Annotated in this window: 15 protein-coding genes and 4 pseudogenes; 15 read left to right on the top strand and 4 right to left on the bottom strand. The window is 69.4% G+C overall.

The features are described from left to right. Positions 1 to 313: 313 nt before the first annotated feature. From pcaDC to QMK30_RS14700, 8 genes and pseudogenes are all read left to right on the top strand, one after another. Positions 314 to 1,612 (top strand): bifunctional 3-oxoadipate enol-lactonase/4-carboxymuconolactone decarboxylase PcaDC, encoded by a 1,299-nt coding sequence (gene pcaDC, locus QMK30_RS14735; RefSeq protein WP_283518274.1) that lies wholly within the window; start codon positions 314 to 316, stop codon positions 1,610 to 1,612. A gap of 12 nt (positions 1,613 to 1,624) precedes the next feature. Further along, entirely contained in the window at positions 1,625 to 2,257 is a 633-nt protein-coding gene (locus tag QMK30_RS14730) for an MBL fold metallo-hydrolase (protein ID WP_283518273.1), read from the top strand. A 30-nt stretch (positions 2,258 to 2,287) separates the two neighbouring features. After that, positions 2,288 to 3,067: an exodeoxyribonuclease III gene (locus tag QMK30_RS14725; protein WP_283518272.1), complete on the top strand. Its 780-nt coding sequence runs from the start codon at positions 2,288 to 2,290 to the stop codon at positions 3,065 to 3,067. An 85-nt stretch (positions 3,068 to 3,152) separates the two neighbouring features. Continuing rightward, entirely contained in the window at positions 3,153 to 3,599 is a 447-nt protein-coding gene (locus tag QMK30_RS14720; protein ID WP_283518270.1) for a DUF6278 family protein, read from the top strand. Positions 3,600 to 3,733: 134 nt separating this feature from the next. Then, positions 3,734 to 4,473 (top strand): annotated as a pseudogene (locus QMK30_RS14715) (amino acid ABC transporter ATP-binding protein). 10 nt (positions 4,474 to 4,483) lie between these two features. Further along, entirely contained in the window at positions 4,484 to 5,389 is a 906-nt protein-coding gene (locus QMK30_RS14710; RefSeq protein WP_283518269.1) for a glutamate ABC transporter substrate-binding protein, read from the top strand. A 7-nt stretch (positions 5,390 to 5,396) separates the two neighbouring features. Continuing rightward, positions 5,397 to 5,540: pseudogene (locus QMK30_RS14705) on the top strand (amino acid ABC transporter permease); the annotation flags it as partial. A gap of 30 nt (positions 5,541 to 5,570) precedes the next feature. After that, positions 5,571 to 6,369, top strand: a pseudogene (locus QMK30_RS14700) (amino acid ABC transporter permease). Between the two features lie 37 nt (positions 6,370 to 6,406). On the opposite strand, the gene QMK30_RS14695 reads toward QMK30_RS14700, so the two are convergent. The 3 genes from QMK30_RS14695 to QMK30_RS14685 all read right to left on the bottom strand — a co-directional run bounded on the left by QMK30_RS14695 (position 6,407) and on the right by QMK30_RS14685 (position 10,262). Beyond that, positions 6,407 to 8,026, bottom strand: coding sequence for a CocE/NonD family hydrolase (locus QMK30_RS14695; RefSeq protein ID WP_283518267.1), 1,620 nt, complete (start codon positions 8,024 to 8,026; stop codon positions 6,407 to 6,409). A gap of 150 nt (positions 8,027 to 8,176) precedes the next feature. Continuing rightward, entirely contained in the window at positions 8,177 to 9,355 is a 1,179-nt protein-coding gene (locus QMK30_RS14690) for a L,D-transpeptidase (protein ID WP_283518266.1), read from the bottom strand. A 160-nt stretch (positions 9,356 to 9,515) separates the two neighbouring features. Then, positions 9,516 to 10,262, bottom strand: coding sequence for a hypothetical protein (locus QMK30_RS14685; RefSeq protein WP_283518264.1), 747 nt, complete (start codon positions 10,260 to 10,262; stop codon positions 9,516 to 9,518). A gap of 114 nt (positions 10,263 to 10,376) precedes the next feature. Between QMK30_RS14685 and ggt the strand changes: the two genes are divergently transcribed. After that, a complete protein-coding gene (ggt, locus tag QMK30_RS14680; protein ID WP_283518263.1) occupies positions 10,377 to 12,191 on the top strand; it encodes a gamma-glutamyltransferase in 1,815 nt (604 codons plus the stop codon). A 284-nt stretch (positions 12,192 to 12,475) separates the two neighbouring features. On the opposite strand, the pseudogene QMK30_RS14675 reads toward ggt, so the two are convergent. Further along, positions 12,476 to 12,743, bottom strand: a pseudogene (locus QMK30_RS14675) (M24 family metallopeptidase); the annotation flags it as partial. 50 nt (positions 12,744 to 12,793) lie between these two features. Between QMK30_RS14675 and QMK30_RS14670 the strand changes: the two are divergent. The 6 genes from QMK30_RS14670 to hydA all read left to right on the top strand — a co-directional run bounded on the left by QMK30_RS14670 (position 12,794) and on the right by hydA (position 18,821). Beyond that, complete coding sequence (locus tag QMK30_RS14670; RefSeq protein ID WP_283518261.1) at positions 12,794 to 13,045, top strand: helix-turn-helix domain-containing protein; 252 nt, start codon at positions 12,794 to 12,796, stop codon at positions 13,043 to 13,045. A gap of 46 nt (positions 13,046 to 13,091) precedes the next feature. Continuing rightward, a complete protein-coding gene (locus QMK30_RS14665; RefSeq protein WP_283518260.1) occupies positions 13,092 to 13,481 on the top strand; it encodes a PPOX class F420-dependent oxidoreductase in 390 nt (129 codons plus the stop codon). A 169-nt stretch (positions 13,482 to 13,650) separates the two neighbouring features. After that, positions 13,651 to 15,024, top strand: a complete 1,374-nt coding sequence (locus QMK30_RS14660) for a hypothetical protein (RefSeq protein WP_349362072.1) — start codon at positions 13,651 to 13,653, stop codon at positions 15,022 to 15,024. A gap of 164 nt (positions 15,025 to 15,188) precedes the next feature. Then, positions 15,189 to 16,031, top strand: coding sequence for a nitrilase-related carbon-nitrogen hydrolase (locus tag QMK30_RS14655; protein ID WP_283518258.1), 843 nt, complete (start codon positions 15,189 to 15,191; stop codon positions 16,029 to 16,031). Next, positions 16,028 to 17,314: an aspartate aminotransferase family protein gene (locus QMK30_RS14650; protein ID WP_283518257.1), complete on the top strand. Its 1,287-nt coding sequence runs from the start codon at positions 16,028 to 16,030 to the stop codon at positions 17,312 to 17,314. Before QMK30_RS14655 ends, QMK30_RS14650 begins: the two co-directional genes overlap by 4 nt. A 106-nt stretch (positions 17,315 to 17,420) precedes the next feature. Continuing rightward, on the top strand, positions 17,421 to 18,821 hold the full coding sequence (gene hydA / locus QMK30_RS14645; RefSeq protein ID WP_283518256.1) for a dihydropyrimidinase: 1,401 nt from the start codon (positions 17,421 to 17,423) through the stop codon (positions 18,819 to 18,821). Positions 18,822 to 18,826 lie beyond the last annotated feature (5 nt).

Genomic DNA, 18,826 nt, shown 5'->3' with positions numbered 1-18,826 from the left:
GTGCGAGATGGCCTCCACCGGTACCGGTGCCCTTTGTACGACGGCGGCGTAGTCGACACGAGCGATCCCCTCCCAGCATGACCAACCCCAAGATCATCCCACCCCCGTCAGCCAACGTGACAGCGCCGGTGCCGGACCACCTGTTGGCTCGGTGGGCGGGACACACGAACGTCCTGACCACCAAGAGGTGGTACGTCAAGCCGGGCGTGGAGGATCTTCGTGGAGCTGCCACAGTGTGGGGTGGGCTGCATGGGTCCGGAGACGACATACCGCGCGGTCGTGAGAGATTGTGAGATATGAGAGCGTGAGGCGGATGAGCGAGACGACGCAGCAGACCCTCCAATACCGCTTTGACGGGCCAGAAGACGCCCCGGTCCTCGTGCTGGGCCCCTCCCTCGGTACCACATGGCACATGTGGGACCGGCAGATACCGGAGCTGATCCGCCACTGGCGGGTGTTCCGCTTCGACCTGCCGGGACACGGTGGCGCCCCCGCCCACCCCGCCGCCTCGGTCACCGACCTGGCCGACCGGCTCCTCGCGACCATCGACGGCCTGGGCGTACAGCGCTTCGGCTACGCGGGCTGCTCCATCGGCGGCGCCATCGGCGCGGAGCTGGCGCTGCGCCATCCGCACCGCATCGCCTCGCTCGGCCTGGTCGCGGCCTCGCCCCGGTTCGGCACCGCCGACGAGTTCCGCCAGCGCGGTGTGATCGTCCGGACCAACGGTCTGGAGCCGATGGCGGCCACCGCGCCCTCGCGCTGGTTCACCCACGGCTTCGCCGCCGCCCAGCCCGCGATCGTGGAGTGGGCCGTCCAGATGGTCCGCACCACCGACCCCGGCTGTTACATCGCCGCCTGCGAAGCGCTGGCCGCCTTCGACGTACGCGCCGAACTGGGCCGCATCGGCGTCCCGACCCTCGTCCTGGTCGGCTCCGACGACCAGGTCACCGGGCCCGCAGAGGCCCGTACCCTCGTCGCGGGCATCCCCGACGCCCGCCTGGCGCTGGTCCCCGGGGCCTCCCACCTGGCCCCCGTCGAGCAGCCCGCAGCCGTCACCGACCTGCTCGTACGGCACTTCTCCACCGCCTGGCAGGCCGCGCCGGGCACGAACACCGGCATGCAGGCGATCCAGGCCCCGCCGCTGCTTTCGGCGATCTCCGCGCCCACCGGCCCGGTCGCCGAGATCGCCGCGGCCGTGCAGCCCGAGGCCGTGCTCGACCAGGGCGGTCGCGCCGACCCGTACACCGCCGGGCTCAAGGTCCGCCGTGAGGTGCTCGGCGACGCCCATGTGGACCGGGCGCTCGGCGACGCCGACGCCTTCACCGGCGACTTCCAGGAGCTGATCACCCGCTACGCCTGGGGTGAGGTGTGGACCAGGGACGGCCTCGACCGCCGCACCCGCAGCGTCATCACCCTCACGGCGCTGGTCGCGGGCAGCCACCTGGACGAGCTGGCCTTCCACACTCGCGCCGCCCTGCGCAACGGCCTGACCCCCGCGGAGATCAAGGAAGTGCTGATCCACACGGCCGTCTACTGCGGTGTCCCGGCGGCGCACTCGGCCTTCAAGGTCGCGCAGGCCGTCATCCAGCAGGAGACCACCCCGCAGGCGTAGCAGGATGGACATATGAAGCTGACGAAGAGGACCCACGCCTGCATCAGCCTGGAGAAGGACGGTCGCCGGCTCGTCATCGACCCGGGCGCCTTCAGCGAACAGGACGCGGCGGTCGGCGCGGACGTCCTCCTCGTGACGCACGAGCACCTCGACCACTTCCACGAGGACCGGCTGCGGGCCGGTCTGGAGTCGAACCCGGGCGCCGAGATCTGGACCCTGCGCAGCGTCGCCGACCAGCTCTCGGCGGCCTTCCCCGGCCGGGTGCACACGGTCGGCCACGGCGACACCTTCACGGCGGCCGGCTTCGACGTCCAGGTGCACGGCGAGCTGCACGCCGTCATCCATCCGGACATCCCGCGCGTCACCAACGTCGGCTTCCTGGTGGACGGCTCGCTCTTCCACCCGGGCGACGCGCTCACCGTCCCCGAACACCCGGTCGAGACGCTGATGCTCCCCGTGATGGCCCCCTGGTCGAAGATCTCCGAGGTCATCGACTATGTGCGCGAGGTGAAGCCGCAGCGTGCCATCGACATCCACGACGCGCTGCTCACCGACCTGGCCCGGCCGATCTACGACTCGCAGATCGGCTCGCTCGGCGGCGCGGACCACAGCAGGCTGACACCGGGCGACTCGACCGACCTGTGAGTGTCACACCCCGCGGATAACATGACGTACATGCGCATCGCCACCTGGAACGTCAACTCGATCACCGCCCGGCTGCCCCGGCTGCTGGCCTGGCTGGAGAGCACCGGCACCGATGTGCTGTGCGTCCAGGAGACCAAGACCACCGCAGAGGGCTTCCCGGCCGACCAGCTGCGCGAGCTCGGCTACGAGTCCGCGGTCAACGCCACCGGCCGGTGGAACGGCGTGGCCGTGATCTCCAGGGTCGGTCTCGAAGACGTCGTCACGGGCCTGCCCGACGGCCCGGACTACGAGGGAGTGCAGGAGCCGCGGGCGGTCTCCGCGACCTGCGGCCCGCTCCGCCTCTGGTCGGTCTACGTGCCGAACGGCCGCGAGGTCGGGCACGACCACTACGCGTACAAGCTGCGCTGGTTCGAGGCGCTCCACAAGGCGGTAACCGCGGACACGGCGGGCGAGCGCCCGTTCGCCGTCCTCGGCGACTTCAATGTCGCCCCCACCGACGAGGACGTCTGGGACCCCGCGCTCTTCGAGGGGGCCACCCATGTGACCCCCGCCGAGCGCGCGGCACTCACCGCGCTGCGCGACGCCGGACTCTCGGACGTGATGCCCCGCCCGCTGAAGTACGACCGGCCGTTCACCTTCTGGGACTACCGCGAGCTCGGCTTCCCCAAGAACAGGGGCATGCGCATCGACCTGGTCTACGGCAACGCCCCCTTCGTGGCCGCGGTCAAGGACAGCTATGTGGACCGCGAGGAGCGCAAGGGCAAGGGCTCGTCGGACCACGCGCCGGTGGTCGTCGACCTCGACCTCTGATCCGGCCGGCGCCTCGGCCCCCGAGGCGGACAGTTACCCGCGCGCCGGTGGTGCACAAGGCAGGACGAATGCGAGGCTGAGCGGTATGAAGAACATTCCTTTTCTGGACAACTGGCGCAAGCGGCATGCCACGGAGCGCGGCACGGCCGTGTTCGCCATTGATGCCGACGCCGACCAGGAAGGTATCGCCGAGCTGTTCTCCGAGTGCGAGCTGCTCCGTGTCCGGGTGGCGCAGGCCGGTCTGGAACTGGACGACTCCCCGGCGTCGTTGGAGGCGCTCGACCAGCTGCCGCCGCGCTGGCGCGACGATCCCGAGGAGCTGCCCTGGCTGGGCAATGACGCGGGCCTCTACCTCGGCACAGTGATCGTGCGTACGGTCCCGGGGGCGCTCTGGCAGCTGTGGCCGAGCGGCCAGCCGGTGGTCAGGCTGGCCTCGGGGCGCGAGATCAATGTGGTGGAGGCCGGTCTGGACTGGGCGGTCAGCGGTGCGCCAGAGCTCTCCCAGGTGTACGGGGAAGCGGCCGAGGCCTGACCGTCCTCGGGCGCGGGCCTTTAAACTCTTTGGTGCGCCTTATGTCCTATTTGAGCGTGTCGAGTCTGAAGTCCCTTATCGGGATGGATAGTTTGCACTGACCTCGACACAGCTGAGAGTGGGTAGGGCAGCGTATGGCCGTCGATCCGTTGATCGAGCTGCGTGACGTCAACAAGCACTACGGGAAGTTGCACGTCCTGCAGGACATCAATCTCACCGTCGCACGCGGGTGGTGGTAGTCATCGGTCCGTCCGGCTCGGGCAAGTCAACGCTCTGCCGGACGATGAACCGGCTGGAGACGATCGAGTCCGGCAGTATCCGCATCGAAGGCAGACCCGTCCCCAAAGAGGGGCGCGCCCTCGCACAGCTGCGGGCCGAGGTGGGGATGGTGTTCCAGTCCTTCAACCTCTTCGCGCACAAGACCGTGCTGGAAAATCTCTCGCTGGCGCAGCTCAAGGTCCGTAAACGCAAGAACGAAGAAGCCGACACGCGCTCCCGCGAAACTGCTGGAACGCGTCGGACTCGCCGACCAGGCCGACAAGCTCCCCGCCCAGCTCTCGGGCGGCCAGCAGCAGCGCGTGGCCATCGCCCGCGCCCTCGCCATGGACCCCAAGGTCCTCCTCTTCGACGAGCCGGCCTCCGCGCTCGACCCGGAGATGATCAACGAGGTGCTGGAAGTCATGCAGCAGCTGGCCCGCGAGGGCATGACGATGGTCGTCGTCACCCGCGAGATGGGCTTCGCCCGCTCGGCGGCCAACCGCGTCGTCTTCATGTCGGACGGCTGCATCATCGAGGACCGCACCCCCGAAGCCTTCTTCACCGCCCGGAGAGCGACCGCGCCAGGGACTTCCTCTCCAAGATCCTCAAGCACTGACGGGCGGTGTATGAAGCGCATGTCACGCACTCTCGCCGCCCTCGTGCTCGCCTTGCTCGCCGCCGCCTGCGGCAAGGAGGGCAGTCCGCCGGTGAAGGGCCCGCAGCCCGATGAGCCGCCCAAGTACACGGTGGCGAAGGACTTCGACCTGCCTGCCTCCCGCACCTGGGAGAAGGCGAGGCGCCGGGGCCACCTCGTCGTCGGAGCCAAGGAGGACCAGCCGTACATGGGCGAGAAGGACCCGGCCAGCGGCGTCTACTCCGGGTTCGACATCGAGATCGCCAAGATGGCCGCCGGCTCGCTGGGCTTCGAACCGCAGAAGGTCCAGTTCAAGACGATCGCCTCGGCCAACCGTGAAACCGCCCTGCAGAACGGCCAGATCGACTACTACGTCGGCACCTACACCATCAACAACAACCGCAAGAAGCTCGTCGGCTTCGCGGGCCCGTACTACATGGGCGGCCAGTCGCTGCTGGTGCGCACCGATGAGACCGACATCAAAGGGCCGCAGGACCTCAACGGCAAGCGGGTCTGCTCGGCCGCCGGTTCGACCCCGTACCAGCGGATCCAGGCCGACTACCCGAAGGCCGACCTCGTCGCGTACGACACCTACTCGGTCTGCGTCGACAACCTGCTGACGTTCCAGGTCGACGCCGTCACCACCGACGACGCCATCCTCATCGGCTACGCGGCCAAGGTGCCCGAGGAGCTCAAGATCGTCGGCAAGTCCTTCTCCGAGGAGCCGTACGGCATCGGCGTCCCGCGCCGCGACAACGCGCTGCGCCTGGCCATCGACGACGCGATCGAGGCCAACGAGAAGAACGGGAACTGGACGAAGGCGTACGACGCGACGCTCGCTCTCTCCGGCGTGCCGGCCCCCAAGCCGCCCGCGATCGACCGCTACCCGGCGAGCTGAGGACATCGTGAACGTACTCACCGAGAATTTCTCTCTTTACGGCAAGGGCTTCCTCGGCACCGTCGAGCTCATGGTCTACGCCTCGGTGCTCGCGTTGGTGCTCGGCTGCCTCATGGCGTCCTGCCGGGTCGCGCCCGTCGGATCCCTCCGGGCGACGCCCAAGACCCGCAAGCGGCACTTCCTGTACGGCGGTCGCGTCGACCGTCGTCATCGCCGCGCTGTTCGGCTGGGTGCTGTATCTGTTCTTCGACACCAACCAGTTCACGTCGGCCAAGTGGAACCCCTTCCAGTACGAGGGAATCCAGGAGCTGCTGCTGCGCGGCCTGGGCAACACGCTCAAGGCCTTCGCGTACGCCGCCGTCCTCTCGATCGCGCTCGGCGCGGTCCTCGCGACGGGCCGGCTCTCCCAGCACCGCGCGCTGCGATGGGTGGCGACGCTGCTGGTCGAATTCTTCCGCGCCATGCCCGTACTGGTGATGATCTTCTTCATCTTCGTGGCATTGAAGGTCCAGCCGCTGCCCGCACTGGTGGCCGGACTGACGCTCTACAACGGCTCGGTGCTCGCCGAGGTGTTCCGTACGGGGGTCAACTCCGTGGAAAGGGGGCAGCGGGAGGCTGCGTACGCGCTCGGCATGCGCAAAACCCAGGTCATGACGTTCGTGCTGGTGCCGCAGGGCGTCCGCGCGATGCTGCCGACGGTCGTCAGTCAGCTCGTGGTCGCGCTGAAGGACACCTCGCTCGGCTACCTGATCACCTATGAGGAGTTCCTCCACGCCGGCAAGCTCATCGCGTCGAATCTCGACTACGATTTGCCGTTCATCCCCGTGGTGATGGTGATCTCGCCGATCTGCATCGGGATGTGCGTGCTGCTCTCCTGGTTCGCCCAGTGGGTGGCCAAGCGGGAGCAGCGCAACCCCAAGAACGAGGCCGTGGATGTCTCCACGGCCGAGCCGGGCACGCTGCTGCCGGGCGTGCGGTAGTTCAAAGGGCACATGCCTGCCAGGCAGCAGCCGGAGATCAGTTGTCGCGCAAAGGGACCGTCAGGTACGACGGGTCGGTCCCGGGTGATGAGAAGGTCAGCTGCGCGCCGGACGGGTTGTGTTCGATGTAGAGCGGGTCGACGGTGTCGATCACCACGGCCAGTCGGTGGCCGGCCGGGACGTCGTAGGCCGTGGAGAACAACTCCAGGTCGACGGGGAACGGCCGGCCGGGCGCCTTGTCGTGGAAGGTGTACGGCGCGTTGCTGACCAGCTTGCCGAGGCCGAGCGGGCCCACGTCGTAGAGGTATGCGACGAGGGTGCCGCTCTCCTTGGTGCTGGTGACCGTCGTGTGCAGCTTGCTGGTGCCGCGCACACGCTGCGCCGCGGCGTACCGCTCGGACTGCCAGACCGAGGTGAAGGCACGCGGCAGCAGCGGAACTGAGGCGGTGGGCGGAAGCCTCAGGAACTGGTCGAGCGCGTTGGACAGGAACACCACTCCGCCGTTGGCGCCCGAGTCCACGTTCGCGTAGATCTTCTTGGTGCCGCCGAGCTCGATCTTGCGCTGGGTGGCGCCGACCGACTTCCAGTCGGGGTAGCCCTCGTAGCCGTTGGTGGAACGGGACTTGAGCTGGACGGGCTGCTCGCGGTCGATGCCGTTGTCGGTGCCGTTGAGGTGATGGTCGAACCAGCGCTGGGCGTTGGTCCAGACGTCGTTGGGCAGCCCGAGCAGGCCGATGGCCTCGGCGGTGGCGTGGTCGCCCGGCCGGAACTCCAGGCGCTTGGGACCGGTGAGCTTCTCGTAGAACTTGGCGTACTGGTTCGGCGGGAAGAGGGTGTCGCCCCAGGCGTTGCCCAGCATCACGGCCGAGCCGTTCTTGTTGATCTGGTCGAGGTAGGTGGTGGGGGAGCGCTTCCTGCCCCACTCGATCATGTCCTGCTCCTTGGCCAGGTTGGAGCCGAGGAAGTCCTTCATGGTCTGCTGGAGTTCGGGGCTGGGGCGGCCGGTGAGGTATCCGGCGCCGGTGAGCACCGCTGCCGCCTGGAGGTGCTGGGTGCGGCCGCTGTAGATCGACTCGATGAGGTCGGCCCAGCCGCTGAGGGCCACCACCGCCTTGATCCGCTTGTCGTGCCCGGCGGCCAGCAGGCTGATGCCGGCGCCGTAGGAGACGCCTGCCATGCCCACCTTCGAGGGGTCGGCCGGGGTGTTGGCGAGCGCCCAGTCGATCACCTTGGAGGCGTCGGCGATGTCCGGCGGGCCCGCCACTTCGATGTTGCCGCCGGACTGCCAGAAGCCGCGGACGTTGTAACTGACCACGACATAACCGGAGTCGGCGAGCTTCTTGGCCTGCGCGATGTATTCGATCTGCGGTACGGCCCAGCTGGTGGGCAGCACGATCACCGGGTAGGAGCGGGCGCTGTCGGCGCCTGCCGGGGTGAAGACATTGGCCTTGAGTACGGTGCCGCCGTCGCCGGCGATATCGACGAACCGGACGCCGGGCTGAGCGCCGGACGCGGTGGCCGCAGACGCCGCGGCCGACTGGACGGCGGGGTCGGCGGCCGCGGCCATCGGCGCCTGGCCGGTGGCCGCGGTGGCGAGCAGGGCAGCGGTGGCGGCGCCGACGGTGGAGACGCGCAGAGCTGCGCGGGGGGATCTCACGGGTCACTCCTCACTCGTGTAAGTGCAAAGTGACCCGACGGTAACCTCCGTCGCTTACCGCTGGTAACCGGTCGGTAAGTTACGTGCGGGTAACGATTATTGGATGCGGTGTCAGCAGGGGCGCGTGAACGGCTCCGGCGGCGGCCCGGTTCAGCGCAGGGCGCTCTTCGTCTGCCAGTCGGTCCAGGAGAGGTTCCACTCGCCGTAGCCGTTGTTGATCGCCTGGGTGCCCTTGGCGTCGCCGCCGGTGACTTCGAAGGGGTCCCCGATCTGGACCTGGTCGTAGATCGACCGGGCGTCCGCGTCGCTCATGCCGATGCAGCCCGAGCTCTTGTTGGCGCTGCCGAAGTAGCCGGCGTTCCAGGGCGCGGCGTGCGCGTACATCCCGGACCAGGTGAGCCGCATCGAGTAGTCGACCATCTTGTCGTAGGCGTCACCCAGGCCCACGGTCTCGGAGCGCATATTGATCGTGCCCTCCTTCGACATGAGTACGGTCTTTCCGCGCCAGGAGGCCTTGTCGCCGCCCGGTGTGCCGGCCGACATGGCGACGTCCGCGACCTGCTGCCCGTCGCGCACCAGCTTCAGCCGGTGGTTGTCGAGGTCGACCTTGACGACCTGGTTCTTGCCGATGATCACGTTCGTCTTGTAGTCACGGACGAACCAGCCGCCGTCGGTGCCGGAGTCGACGCCGCTGAGCCTGGCGTCGAGCGTGACCTTGGTACCCGCCTTCCAGTACTCCTTGGGCCGCCAGTCGACCCTGCTCTTGCCGGAGTAGTCCTCCATCCAGCCCCAGGAGCCCTCGGTGTTGTTCGAGGTGCTGACTTTGAGGTTCTTCTCCACCTCGGCCTTGTTCTTCACGGGGTGGTCGAAGACGATCGACAGCGGGTGGGCGATGCCGACGGTGGAGTTCTTGCCGGGGGCCAGGCTGAGCTTGTTGACCTTCTCCGGCGCGGCGGTGGCGAAGGACGCCTTCGCCGTGCCGCCCGCCTCGGCCCTGGCCTCGACGCTGTAGCTGGTGCCGGGCGTGGCCCCGCGGGCCGACGTCCAGGTCTTCCCGTTCGTGGATATCTTCCCGTCGAGCTTCTCGCCGTCACCGTTCGCGACTGTGACCTGCCGCAGCTTGCCGTCGGCCAGTGTCACCTTCACCGGCTGCCCGGCCTTGGCCTGCTTGCCCTGCAGATTCACCGAGATCCCGGGGGGCTTCTCGGACAAATCGGCCGCTCCGGCCTGGTCGGTCCCCCCGCCGGAACAGGCGGAGAGCGCGACGGCAAGCGCCGCGGTGCCGATGGCCAGGGTGCGCGTGCGGCTCGACGTGCGTGTGCGGCTCAACTCGAAAACCTCCGGTGCGATGTCTGTCTCCAGGGCAGAGGCGATTCGCCGCCTTCGGGTTGCGGAAATCAGGAAAAATCGACGGAACGCGGGTGTGACAAGGCTCTCCGTCGGCGACGTCCGCCGGGGCGCCGTCGGCACCCCTGGTGTGACCGGCCGACTACCCGATCGCCCGGTGTGAATTGCGCGCCTGCGGTATCGGGGCCTGCGAGGCCGCGGTCACATCGGCGATCAGCTCCACCATGTCCGGTCCGTACGCCTGCGAGTTGATGACCTTCAGCAGCAGGGTGAACGACTTGTCGCCGTGTTTGCGGGCCAGCTTCTCGTGGTTGCGGGCGAGGTAGCGCGTCGCGGCCTGGTTGGTGATCGCGCTCTGCCCGCAGAAGAGGAACACCGGTCTGGCATCCTGACCGGCCGTCAGACGGGCGAGCAGGACGTACTCGGAGACGCCGTTCGTCAATTGGTAGCGCTCACTGCCGATCTGGAACGCGCCGCGGTCGGGGCCGGGCTCCGCGTCGGTGTTCATCCGGACACCGGGCAGCAGACTGTGCAGGTGGGCGGCCATCCGGCGATTGGAGACCGGGCCGCCCACGCAGAACTCCGTGCGCTCGCCGAAGCCATGCTGCGCGACGTCGTGCGAGAGGATCTGCGCGTGGGCCCCGCAGTCCTTGATGAGGGCGGAGAGTTCCAGGAGCGCGAAGACGTCGTAGCGGTGCACCGCACGGCTGTCACCGCCCGCCTCGCGGTTCACCACGAGCAGCGACTCGGAGTTCCTGGGCAGCCCGAAGAAGACCTGCTGGCGGCGCAGCTTGCGCCGCCACAAAGAGGTACGGGCCAGCCAGCCGAGAGAGGCGGTGACTCCGGCGGCGATCACACCCAGCACGATGTTGCGTACGTCGTCATTCATGGGGCGGCATGCTAGCGGCCCTGCGCACCTTATGCGGACCGATGTTCGACGCGGTCCTGCGGGGAGTGCGAGGTGAAGTTACGCTGCGCGGACGGTCAACGACTGGAGGTACGCATGCGCCGCACCACCGTACGGAGATTGTCGGTCTGGGCCGTTGCCGCGGCGATGGCATCGGTCGGCGCCACGGCGCCGCCGTCCACCGCCCCGGCCCCCGCCCCCAAGCCGCCGCCCGCCAAGACACCGGTCGCCGCCGGGTATGGGGGAGCGGTCGCCAGCGTCGACGCGGACGCCTCGGCGGCCGGCATCGAAGTGCTCAGGAACGGTGGCAACGCGGTGGACGCGGCCGTCGCCACGGCAGCGGCGCTCGGTGTCACCGAGCCCTATTCGGCGGGCATCGGCGGTGGCGGCTACTTCGTCCACTACGACGCCAAGTCCCGTACCGTGCGCACGGTCGACGGCCGCGAGACGGCCCCGCTCAGCGCGGACAAGTCGCTGTTCCTGGAGGACGGCAAGCCGATCGCCTTCGAGCAGGCGGTCACCAGCGGACTCGGCGTCGGCGCGCCGGGCACCCCGGCCACCTGGCGGACGGTGCTCGACAAGTGGGGCAGCGAATCCCTGCGCACCCTGCTGAAGCCGGCCGAGAGGCTCGCGCGCGACGGCTTCACCGTCGACCCGACCTTCCGCACCCAGACCCAGGCCAACGAGGCGCGGTTCAGGGACTTCCCCGACACGGCGGAGCTGTTCCTGCCGGGCGGCGAACTGCCGGTGGTCGGCTCCCGGTTCAAGAACCCCGATCTGGCCCGCACCTACCGGGAGTTGGGCCGCGAGGGCGTCGACGAGCTGTACCGGGGCGACCTGGCACGCGACATCGTCCGCACCGTGCGCAAGCCGCCCGTGGACCCGAAGTCGGCCCGGGTGGCAAGGCCCGGTGATCTGACCGCGAAGGACCTGCGGGCGTACGACGCGGTGGGGCACGCGCCGACGAAGGTGTCCTACCGGGGGCTCGACGTGTACGGCATCGCCCCGTCCTCCTCCGGCGGTACGAGCGTCGGTGAGGCACTCAACATCCTTGAGCGGACCGATCTTTCGGCCGCGTCGCAGACCGCGTATCTGCACCGCTCCATCGAGTCGAGCCGGATCGCGTTCGCGGACCGGGGGCGCTGGGTCGGCGACCCGGCCTTCGAGGACGTACCCACGCGCGAGCTTCTGTCGCAGCGCTTCGCCGATTCGCGCGAGTGCCTCATCAAGGACGACGCGGTGCTCACCAGCCCGCTCGCGTCGGCCGATCCGCGAAAGCCCACTGCGTGTAAGGCCGGGGGTAAGGCCGCCCCGACGACGTTCGAGGGGGAGAACACGACGCACCTGACCGCGGCCGACAAGTGGGGCAACGTCGTCGCGTACACGCTGACGATCGAGTCGACGGGCGGCAGCGGCATCACGGTGCCCGGCCGTGGCTTCCTCCTCAACAATGAGCTGACCGACTTCTCGTTCTCCCCGGCGAACCCGGCGGTCCACGACCCGAACCTGCCCGGTCCCGGCAAGCGCCCGAGGTCGTCGATCTCGCCGACGATCGTCCTGGAGAACGGCCGGCCGCTCCTCGCGCTCGGCTCACCGGGCGGCGCGACCATCATCACCACGGTGCTTCAGACTCTGACGGGCCACTTGGACCGGGGGCTGCCGCTGGTCGACGCGATCGCGGCGCCGCGTGCGAGTCAGCGCAACTCGGCCACCACCGAGCTCGAACCGGGGCTGTGGGACAGCCCGGTGCGGGCCCGGCTCGAAGCCCTTGGGCATGTCTTCAAGCAGAACCCGGAGATCGGTGCGACGACCGGGGTGCAGCGACTTCCGGACGGGCGGTGGCTGGCGGCTGCGGAGAGGGTGCGCCGGGGCGGAGGCTCGGCGATGGTGGTGCGGCCGGCCGGCGGCTGAGCGGCACGACCGGCATCCGGTGAACCACCGGACGGGCTCGACGAGGTCGGCCCGTCCGGTCGTCCCGACCCCGCTGTGACTTACGACCTCGGGGGCAATGGAGCGTGGATCAGCGAGCGGCGTCGACCGACGACAACGCCGGAGGCGGAGTCGCAGGGCGTCGGGAGCCCGCGCGCCATTGCCCCCGAGGCCGTTAGAGCAGGGTCAGGATGCGCGGGCCCGCGTCCGTGATCGCCACCGTGTGCTCCGCGTGGGACGCGCGGCTGCCGTCCGACGTACGCAGGGTCCGGGATGCCGTGCGCGATCGCTTCATTGATGGAGGTGCAGATGACGCCGGGAAAGGGGGCGGGCGCCCACCCCGGGTGATAGTTCAGGAAGGGCGAGGTAGCGCCCGCCGCCCGCCGCCCGCAGCACCTCGCGCGCCGCCTCGTCCAGCTCACGCAGTCCGACGCCGACGCCCGCCGCTTCCCGTACCGCCGTGAGGGCCTGGGCGACGACCCGGCCCGCCTCTCGTATCGCGTCCACCGACGAACCGGTCTTGATCTCAACCACACCAATTACTGTACCGGTCGCGAGCGGCTGAGCGGTATTACAATGACGGGATGGTACGCACCCCTCTCACCCCCGAAGAGCACGAGCGCGGCGAGCGGCTCGGGCAGCTGATCCGCCGGGCGCGCGGCGCACGCACCATGGTGGATGTCGCGTCGCACGCGGGCCTGTCCCCGGAGACCCTCCGTAAGATCGAGACGGGCCGCGCCCCGACGCCTGCCTTCTTCACCGTGGCGGCGCTGGCCTCGGTGCTCGGCCTGTCGATGGACGAGATCGTGGCGCAGTGCGCCCTGGTGCCCGCGTGAGGCGGGTTCCCCGGTCCGCCGCGCCGTACGACGTAGGGTCGCGGGCATGACTTCCGACCAGCTCGAACCGCTCGGCCGCGCCCAGTACGTCAGCCTGACCACCTTCCGCGAGAACGGCACCGCCGTCGCCACGCCCGTCTGGGCCGCGTCCGACGGCACGGAGCTCTTCGTGTGGACCAAGTCGGACTCCTGGAAGGTCAAGCGTCTCCGCAATGACAACCGGGTGCTCGTCACCGCCTGCGACGTCCGCGGTCGCATCGCCGATGGCGCGCCGTCCGCGAAGGGCACGGCTCGGCTGCTCGAAGAAGCGGCGATGCGTGATCTGCGCAAGCTGCTGGGCCGCAAGTACACCTGGAAGTTCTGGTTCTTGGAGTGGCCGGCCATGGTTTTCCGGCTCGGCAAGCGTCCGCACACCGGAATCGCCATCCGGCTGTGAATGCGGGAGCCCCGAGTGTCCCGGCGCTCCGATCTGATCGGATCAGAAAAGTGCGCGTAGCCCCGCCGTAACACAACTGCGGTCGAATGCCAGCGGACCGGTTGGTTCCAGTCGGTGGTGGGCGGCGGTGGCGGTTATGGCGGTGGGTCAACTCCCTGTGGATATTGGTGTGTTCGCGCGCTATCTGCGAGATCTGACGGCATTGCTCGATACGGGCGGTGGCTGGTGCGGGGTCTTCTGGCAGCGTGATCCCGAGGGCATGCGCGCCTGCCTGGACGGGACCGAACTCCCGCCGTGGGACGTGCTGGAGGCATTGCTCCAGGACTTGGCCGACGGGCACGGGTCGCAGGCCGCGCAGCATGAGGTCGTACGCGCACGAGCACTTCACACCGCGGCCGCGGCGGAGTACGACCGGCGGCCCCACGGGCGCGCGGCGCTCGCGGATCGGCTCGGCGTGATGCGGCGGGAGCAGACGTACGCGGCCGGGCGGGAGCAGGAGCTGACGGAACGTCTGCGGGGCGCCGTGGATGGCGTCGGCGCGGAGCGTGTCGGCCTCGAACTGGCCTGGGTGCGGGACGGCCGCGAACGTGCGGCGGCCCGCTGCGCGGAGATCATCGACCGGCTCGCGGCCCTGGACTCCTGGGAGGGTCGCGAGGCCGTCCCAGGCCCGGTCCGCCCGCCGCCGCCGGGCACCTGGGTTCGCGCGCAGGGTGCCGCCGCGGATGTAGTGGGGGAGCCGTCCGACCCGCACTCGCCGGGAAACCCGTCGAGGTCGTCCGGTTCGTTCGGCGCCACCCCCATTCCCACCCCCACAACCGCTCCCGCCGTGAGGCGGCGCCCCCGTGGTGCCCGCTATGCAGGACTGGACGACGACAGCGACGACGGGGACGGAGTCTTCACCGTGCCCGGCCTGTCCGCGCCCGCGGTCGCCGGGCCCCGGGGCGCCAGGTACGCCGGAGTGGCGGAGGAAGCAGCGGCGGAGGCGCCTCACGCGGCCGACCGGGCGCGGGAGGCCGAAGGCGAACGTGCCGCCTCCGGCACCGTCACCGCTCTCGTGCGGCTACGGGTCGAGGGGCGCAGCGGTGAGGCGCACGCGCTGCTCTGCGAGGCCGCCGCCCGGCCCGTCGACCGGCTGCCCGCACTCGCCGCGGCCCTCCACCGGGCGGGCCTCGCCGCCGACTGGGGAACCCTGCTGTGGGAGGCGGCGTCGCTGCCGCCCCACCGGGTGGCCGCGCTGGCGGGCGCGCTGGGCGCGGCGGGACTCGCCGAGGACGGCCTGCAACTCCTGCGGCAGTGCGTCGGCCGCCCCGCACCCGAGGTCGCGGCGACCCTGCTTGCGCTGGACGTCGCCGGGCAGCGGCGCGAAGTGCGCTCCCTGGCCGACGCGTTCGTCCGGGTCCGTAATCCCGAGGACAGCGCCCACCTCGCGCAGAGCGACCCGCGCCGGCTGGTCCCCCTGCTGCTTGAGGCCGCGCGCGACGCGGGACCGGGAAGGTGTCGCGATGTTGCCCACGCCCTGCGGGTGGCCGGAGTCGCACCGTGAACACATGGCCCGTCCGTCACCCCCTCGGGTGCGAAACATGATCGACTCAGCGGGTTGACGACGATGGTCTTGCCCCACTCCCCGACGGGGCTTACGTTCATCCCTCCACGTCCCGAATCTACGGGCGTAGAAGGTCTCTGACGTCCCGTTGAAGGAGACAAGTCATGGCCAACGTCGTACGCGCCGCACTCGTCCAGGCGACCTGGACGGGCGACACCGAATCCATGATCGCCAAGCACGAGGAACACGCCCGTGAGGCGGCCCGGCAGGGCGCGAAGATCATCGGCTTCCAGGAGGTGTTCAACGCCCCCTACTTCTGCCAGGTGCAGGAGGCCGAGCACTACCGCTGGGCGGAGGCCGTCCCGGACGGACCGACCGTCCGCCGCATGCAGGACCTCGCCCGCGAGACCGGCATGGTCGTCGTCGTCCCCGTCTTCGAGCGCGAGCAGTCCGGCTTCTACTTCAACACCGCAGCCGTGATCGACGCCGACGGAAGCTACCTCGGCAAGTACCGCAAACACCACATTCCCCAGGTCAAGGGCTTCTGGGAGAAGTACTACTTCAAACCGGGGAACCTGGGCTGGCCGGTCTTCGAGACGGCCGTCGGCACGGTCGGCGTCTACATCTGCTACGACCGGCACTTCCCCGAGGGCTGGCGTCAACTCGGCCTCAACGGCGCCCAGATCGTCTACAACCCCTCCGCCACCTCACGCGGCCTGTCCGCCCACCTCTGGCAGCTGGAGCAGCCCGCGGCGGCCGTCGCCAACGAGTACTTCGTCGCCGCCATCAACCGGGTCGGCGAGGAGGAGTACGGCGACAACGACTTCTACGGCACCAGCTACTTCGTCGACCCGCGCGGCCAGTTCGTGGGAGAGGTCGCGAGTGACAAGGCGGAGGAACTGCTCGTACGGGACCTCGACTTCGACCTCATCGAGGAAGTACGCCAGCAGTGGGCGTTCTACCGAGACCGCCGTCCCGACGCGTACGAAGGACTGGTACAGCCGTGAGTAATCTCTTCGACCGCCACAAGGCGGTCATCCCCGACTGGGTCGCCCTCTACTACCGGCAGCCGATCGAGATCACCCACGGCGAGGGTCGGCACGTCTGGGACGCCGAGGGCAAGAAGTACCTCGACTTCTTCGGCGGCATCCTCACCACCATGACCGCGCACGCGCTCCCCGAGGTCACCAAGGCCGTCACCGAGCAGGCCGGGCGGATCATCCACTCCTCGACGCTCTACCTCGACCGCCCCATGGTCGAGCTCGCCGAGCGGATCGCGGCCCTCTCCGGTATCCAGGACGCGCGGGTCTTCTTCACCACGTCGGGCACCGAGGCCAACGACACGGCCCTGCTCCTCGCCACGACGTACCGTCGCTCCAACCAGCTCCTGGCGATGCGCAACAGCTACCACGGCAGGTCCTTCTCCGCCGTCTCCATCACCGGCAACCGCGGCTGGTCCCCGACCAGCCTCTCGCCGCTCCAGACGATGTACGTCCACGGGGGCGTCCGCAGCCGCGGTCCGTACGCGCAGCTTTCGGACGCACAGTTCATCGAGGCGTGCGCCGCCGACCTCGAAGACGTACTCGGTCAGACCGGCGGCCAGGTCGCGGCCCTCATCGCGGAGCCCATCCAGGGCGTCGGCGGCTTCACCTCCCCGCCCGACGGCCTGTACGCCGCGTTCCGCGAAGTGCTCGACCGGCACGGCATCCTGTGGATCTCCGACGAGGTGCAGACCGGCTGGGGACGTACGGGAGACCACTTCTGGGGCTGGCAGGCACACGCCGAGAACGGCCCGCCGGACATCCTCACCTTCGCCAAGGGCATCGGCAACGGCATGTCCATCGGCGGCGTCGTCGCCCGCGCCGAAGTCATGAACTGCCTGGAGGCCAATTCCATCTCGACGTTCGGCGGCAGCCCCGTCACGATGGCCGCGGGCGTCGCCAACCTCGGCTACCTCCTGGAACACGATCTCCAGGGCAACGCTCGCCGCGTCGGTGGGCTGCTCCTGGAGCGGCTGCGCGCGATCGGCGCGAGTGTGCCGTACGTACGCGAGGTGCGCGGGCGCGGCCTGATGGCGGCGATCGAGCTGGTGAAGCCGGGCACCGACGAGGCGTCGCCGGAGGCTGCCGCCGCCGTCCTGGAGGCCGCGCGCGAGGGCGGTCTCCTGATCGGCAAGGGCGGCGGCCACAACACCAGCGTGCTGCGCATCGCCCCGCCGCTGACCCTCACCGTCGCGGAGGCGGAGGAAGGCGCGCGGATCCTCGACCAGGCACTGCGGGAAGCGCACTGAGCAGCCGCGCGTCGGGCCACAGCGGCCGGGGCACAGCACTGAGTCACACAGGCGCGGAGCCGCCCGTGCGCGTACCGGGCGGCTCCGTCGGAAGGGAGCAGAAAAGGTGAACCGTACCGTTGTCCGCGGAGGGCTTGTCATCACGGCCTCCGACGAAATGCACGCCGATGTCCTGATCGAGGACGGGCGGATCGTCGCACTCGCCTCGCACGGCAGCGAAGCGGCCGAGAGCTGGACCGCCGAGCGCACCATCGAAGCGGCGGGCAAGTACGTCATCCCGGGCGGTGTCGACGCGCACACCCACATGGAGCTGCCCTTCGGCGGCACCGCGGCCTCCGACTCGTTCGAGACGGGGACCCGGGCGGCGGCCTGGGGCGGTACCACGACCATCGTGGACTTCGCCGTGCAGAGCGTCGGTCAGGCGCTGCGCGAAGGGCTCGACACCTGGTACGCGAAGGCCGACGGGCAGTGCGCCATCGACTACGCGTTCCACATGATCATGTCTGACGTCAATGAGTCGTCGCTCAAGGAGATGGACCTCTTGGTGGGGGAGGGCATCACCTCCTTCAAGCTCTTCATGGCGTACCCAGGGGTCTTCTACAGCGACGACGGCCGGATCCTGCGCGCCATGCAGCGCTCCGCGCACAACGGCGGGCTGATCATGATGCACGCCGAGAACGGCATCGCCATCGACGTACTCGTCGAGCAGGCGCTCGCCGAGGGCCGCACCGATCCGCGCTACCACGGTGAGGTCCGCAAGGTCCTCCTGGAGGCCGAGGCCACCCACCGGGCCATCCAGCTCGCCAGGGTCGCGGGCGCGCCGCTGTACGTCGTGCACGTGTCCGCCGAGGAAGCACTCGCCGAGCTGGCCGCTGCCCGCGACAAGGGGCTCAACGTCTTCGGCGAGACCTGCCCGCAATACCTGTTCCTGTCCACCGACAACCTCGCCGAGCCCGATTTCGAGGGCGCGAAATACGTCTGCTCCACACCGCTGAGGCCGCGCGAGCACCAGGCGGCGCTGTGGCGTGGGCTGCGCACCAACGACCTACAGGTGGTGTCCACCGACCACTGCCCGTTCTGCTTCACCGGGCAGAAGGAGCTGGGCCGCGGCGACTTCTCGAAGATCCCCAACGGCCTGCCGGGCGTCGAGAACCGCATGGACCTGCTGCACCAGGCGGTCGTCGACGGGCACATCTCGCGCCGCCGCTGGATCGAGATCGCCTGCGCCACGCCCGCGCGGATGTTCGGCCTCTACCCGAAGAAGGGGACGATCGCGCCGGGCGCCGACGCCGACATCGTCATCTACGACCCGCACGCCGAGCAGGTCGTCTCCGCCGCGACCCACCATATGAACGTCGACTACTCGGCGTACGAGGGTAAACGGCTCACCGGCCGCGTCGCGAGCGTGCTCTCGCGCGGTGAAGTGGTCATCGACGAGCGGGAGTTCACCGGCCGTGCCGGGCACGGCCGCTACACCCCCCGCGCCACCTGTCAGTACCTGAACTAGGAGCT

This window comes from Streptomyces sp. H27-C3 (genome assembly GCF_030063415.1).
Classification (GTDB): Bacteria; Actinomycetota; Actinomycetes; order Streptomycetales; family Streptomycetaceae; genus Streptomyces.
This window is presented reverse-complemented; position numbering and strand designations above follow the sequence as displayed.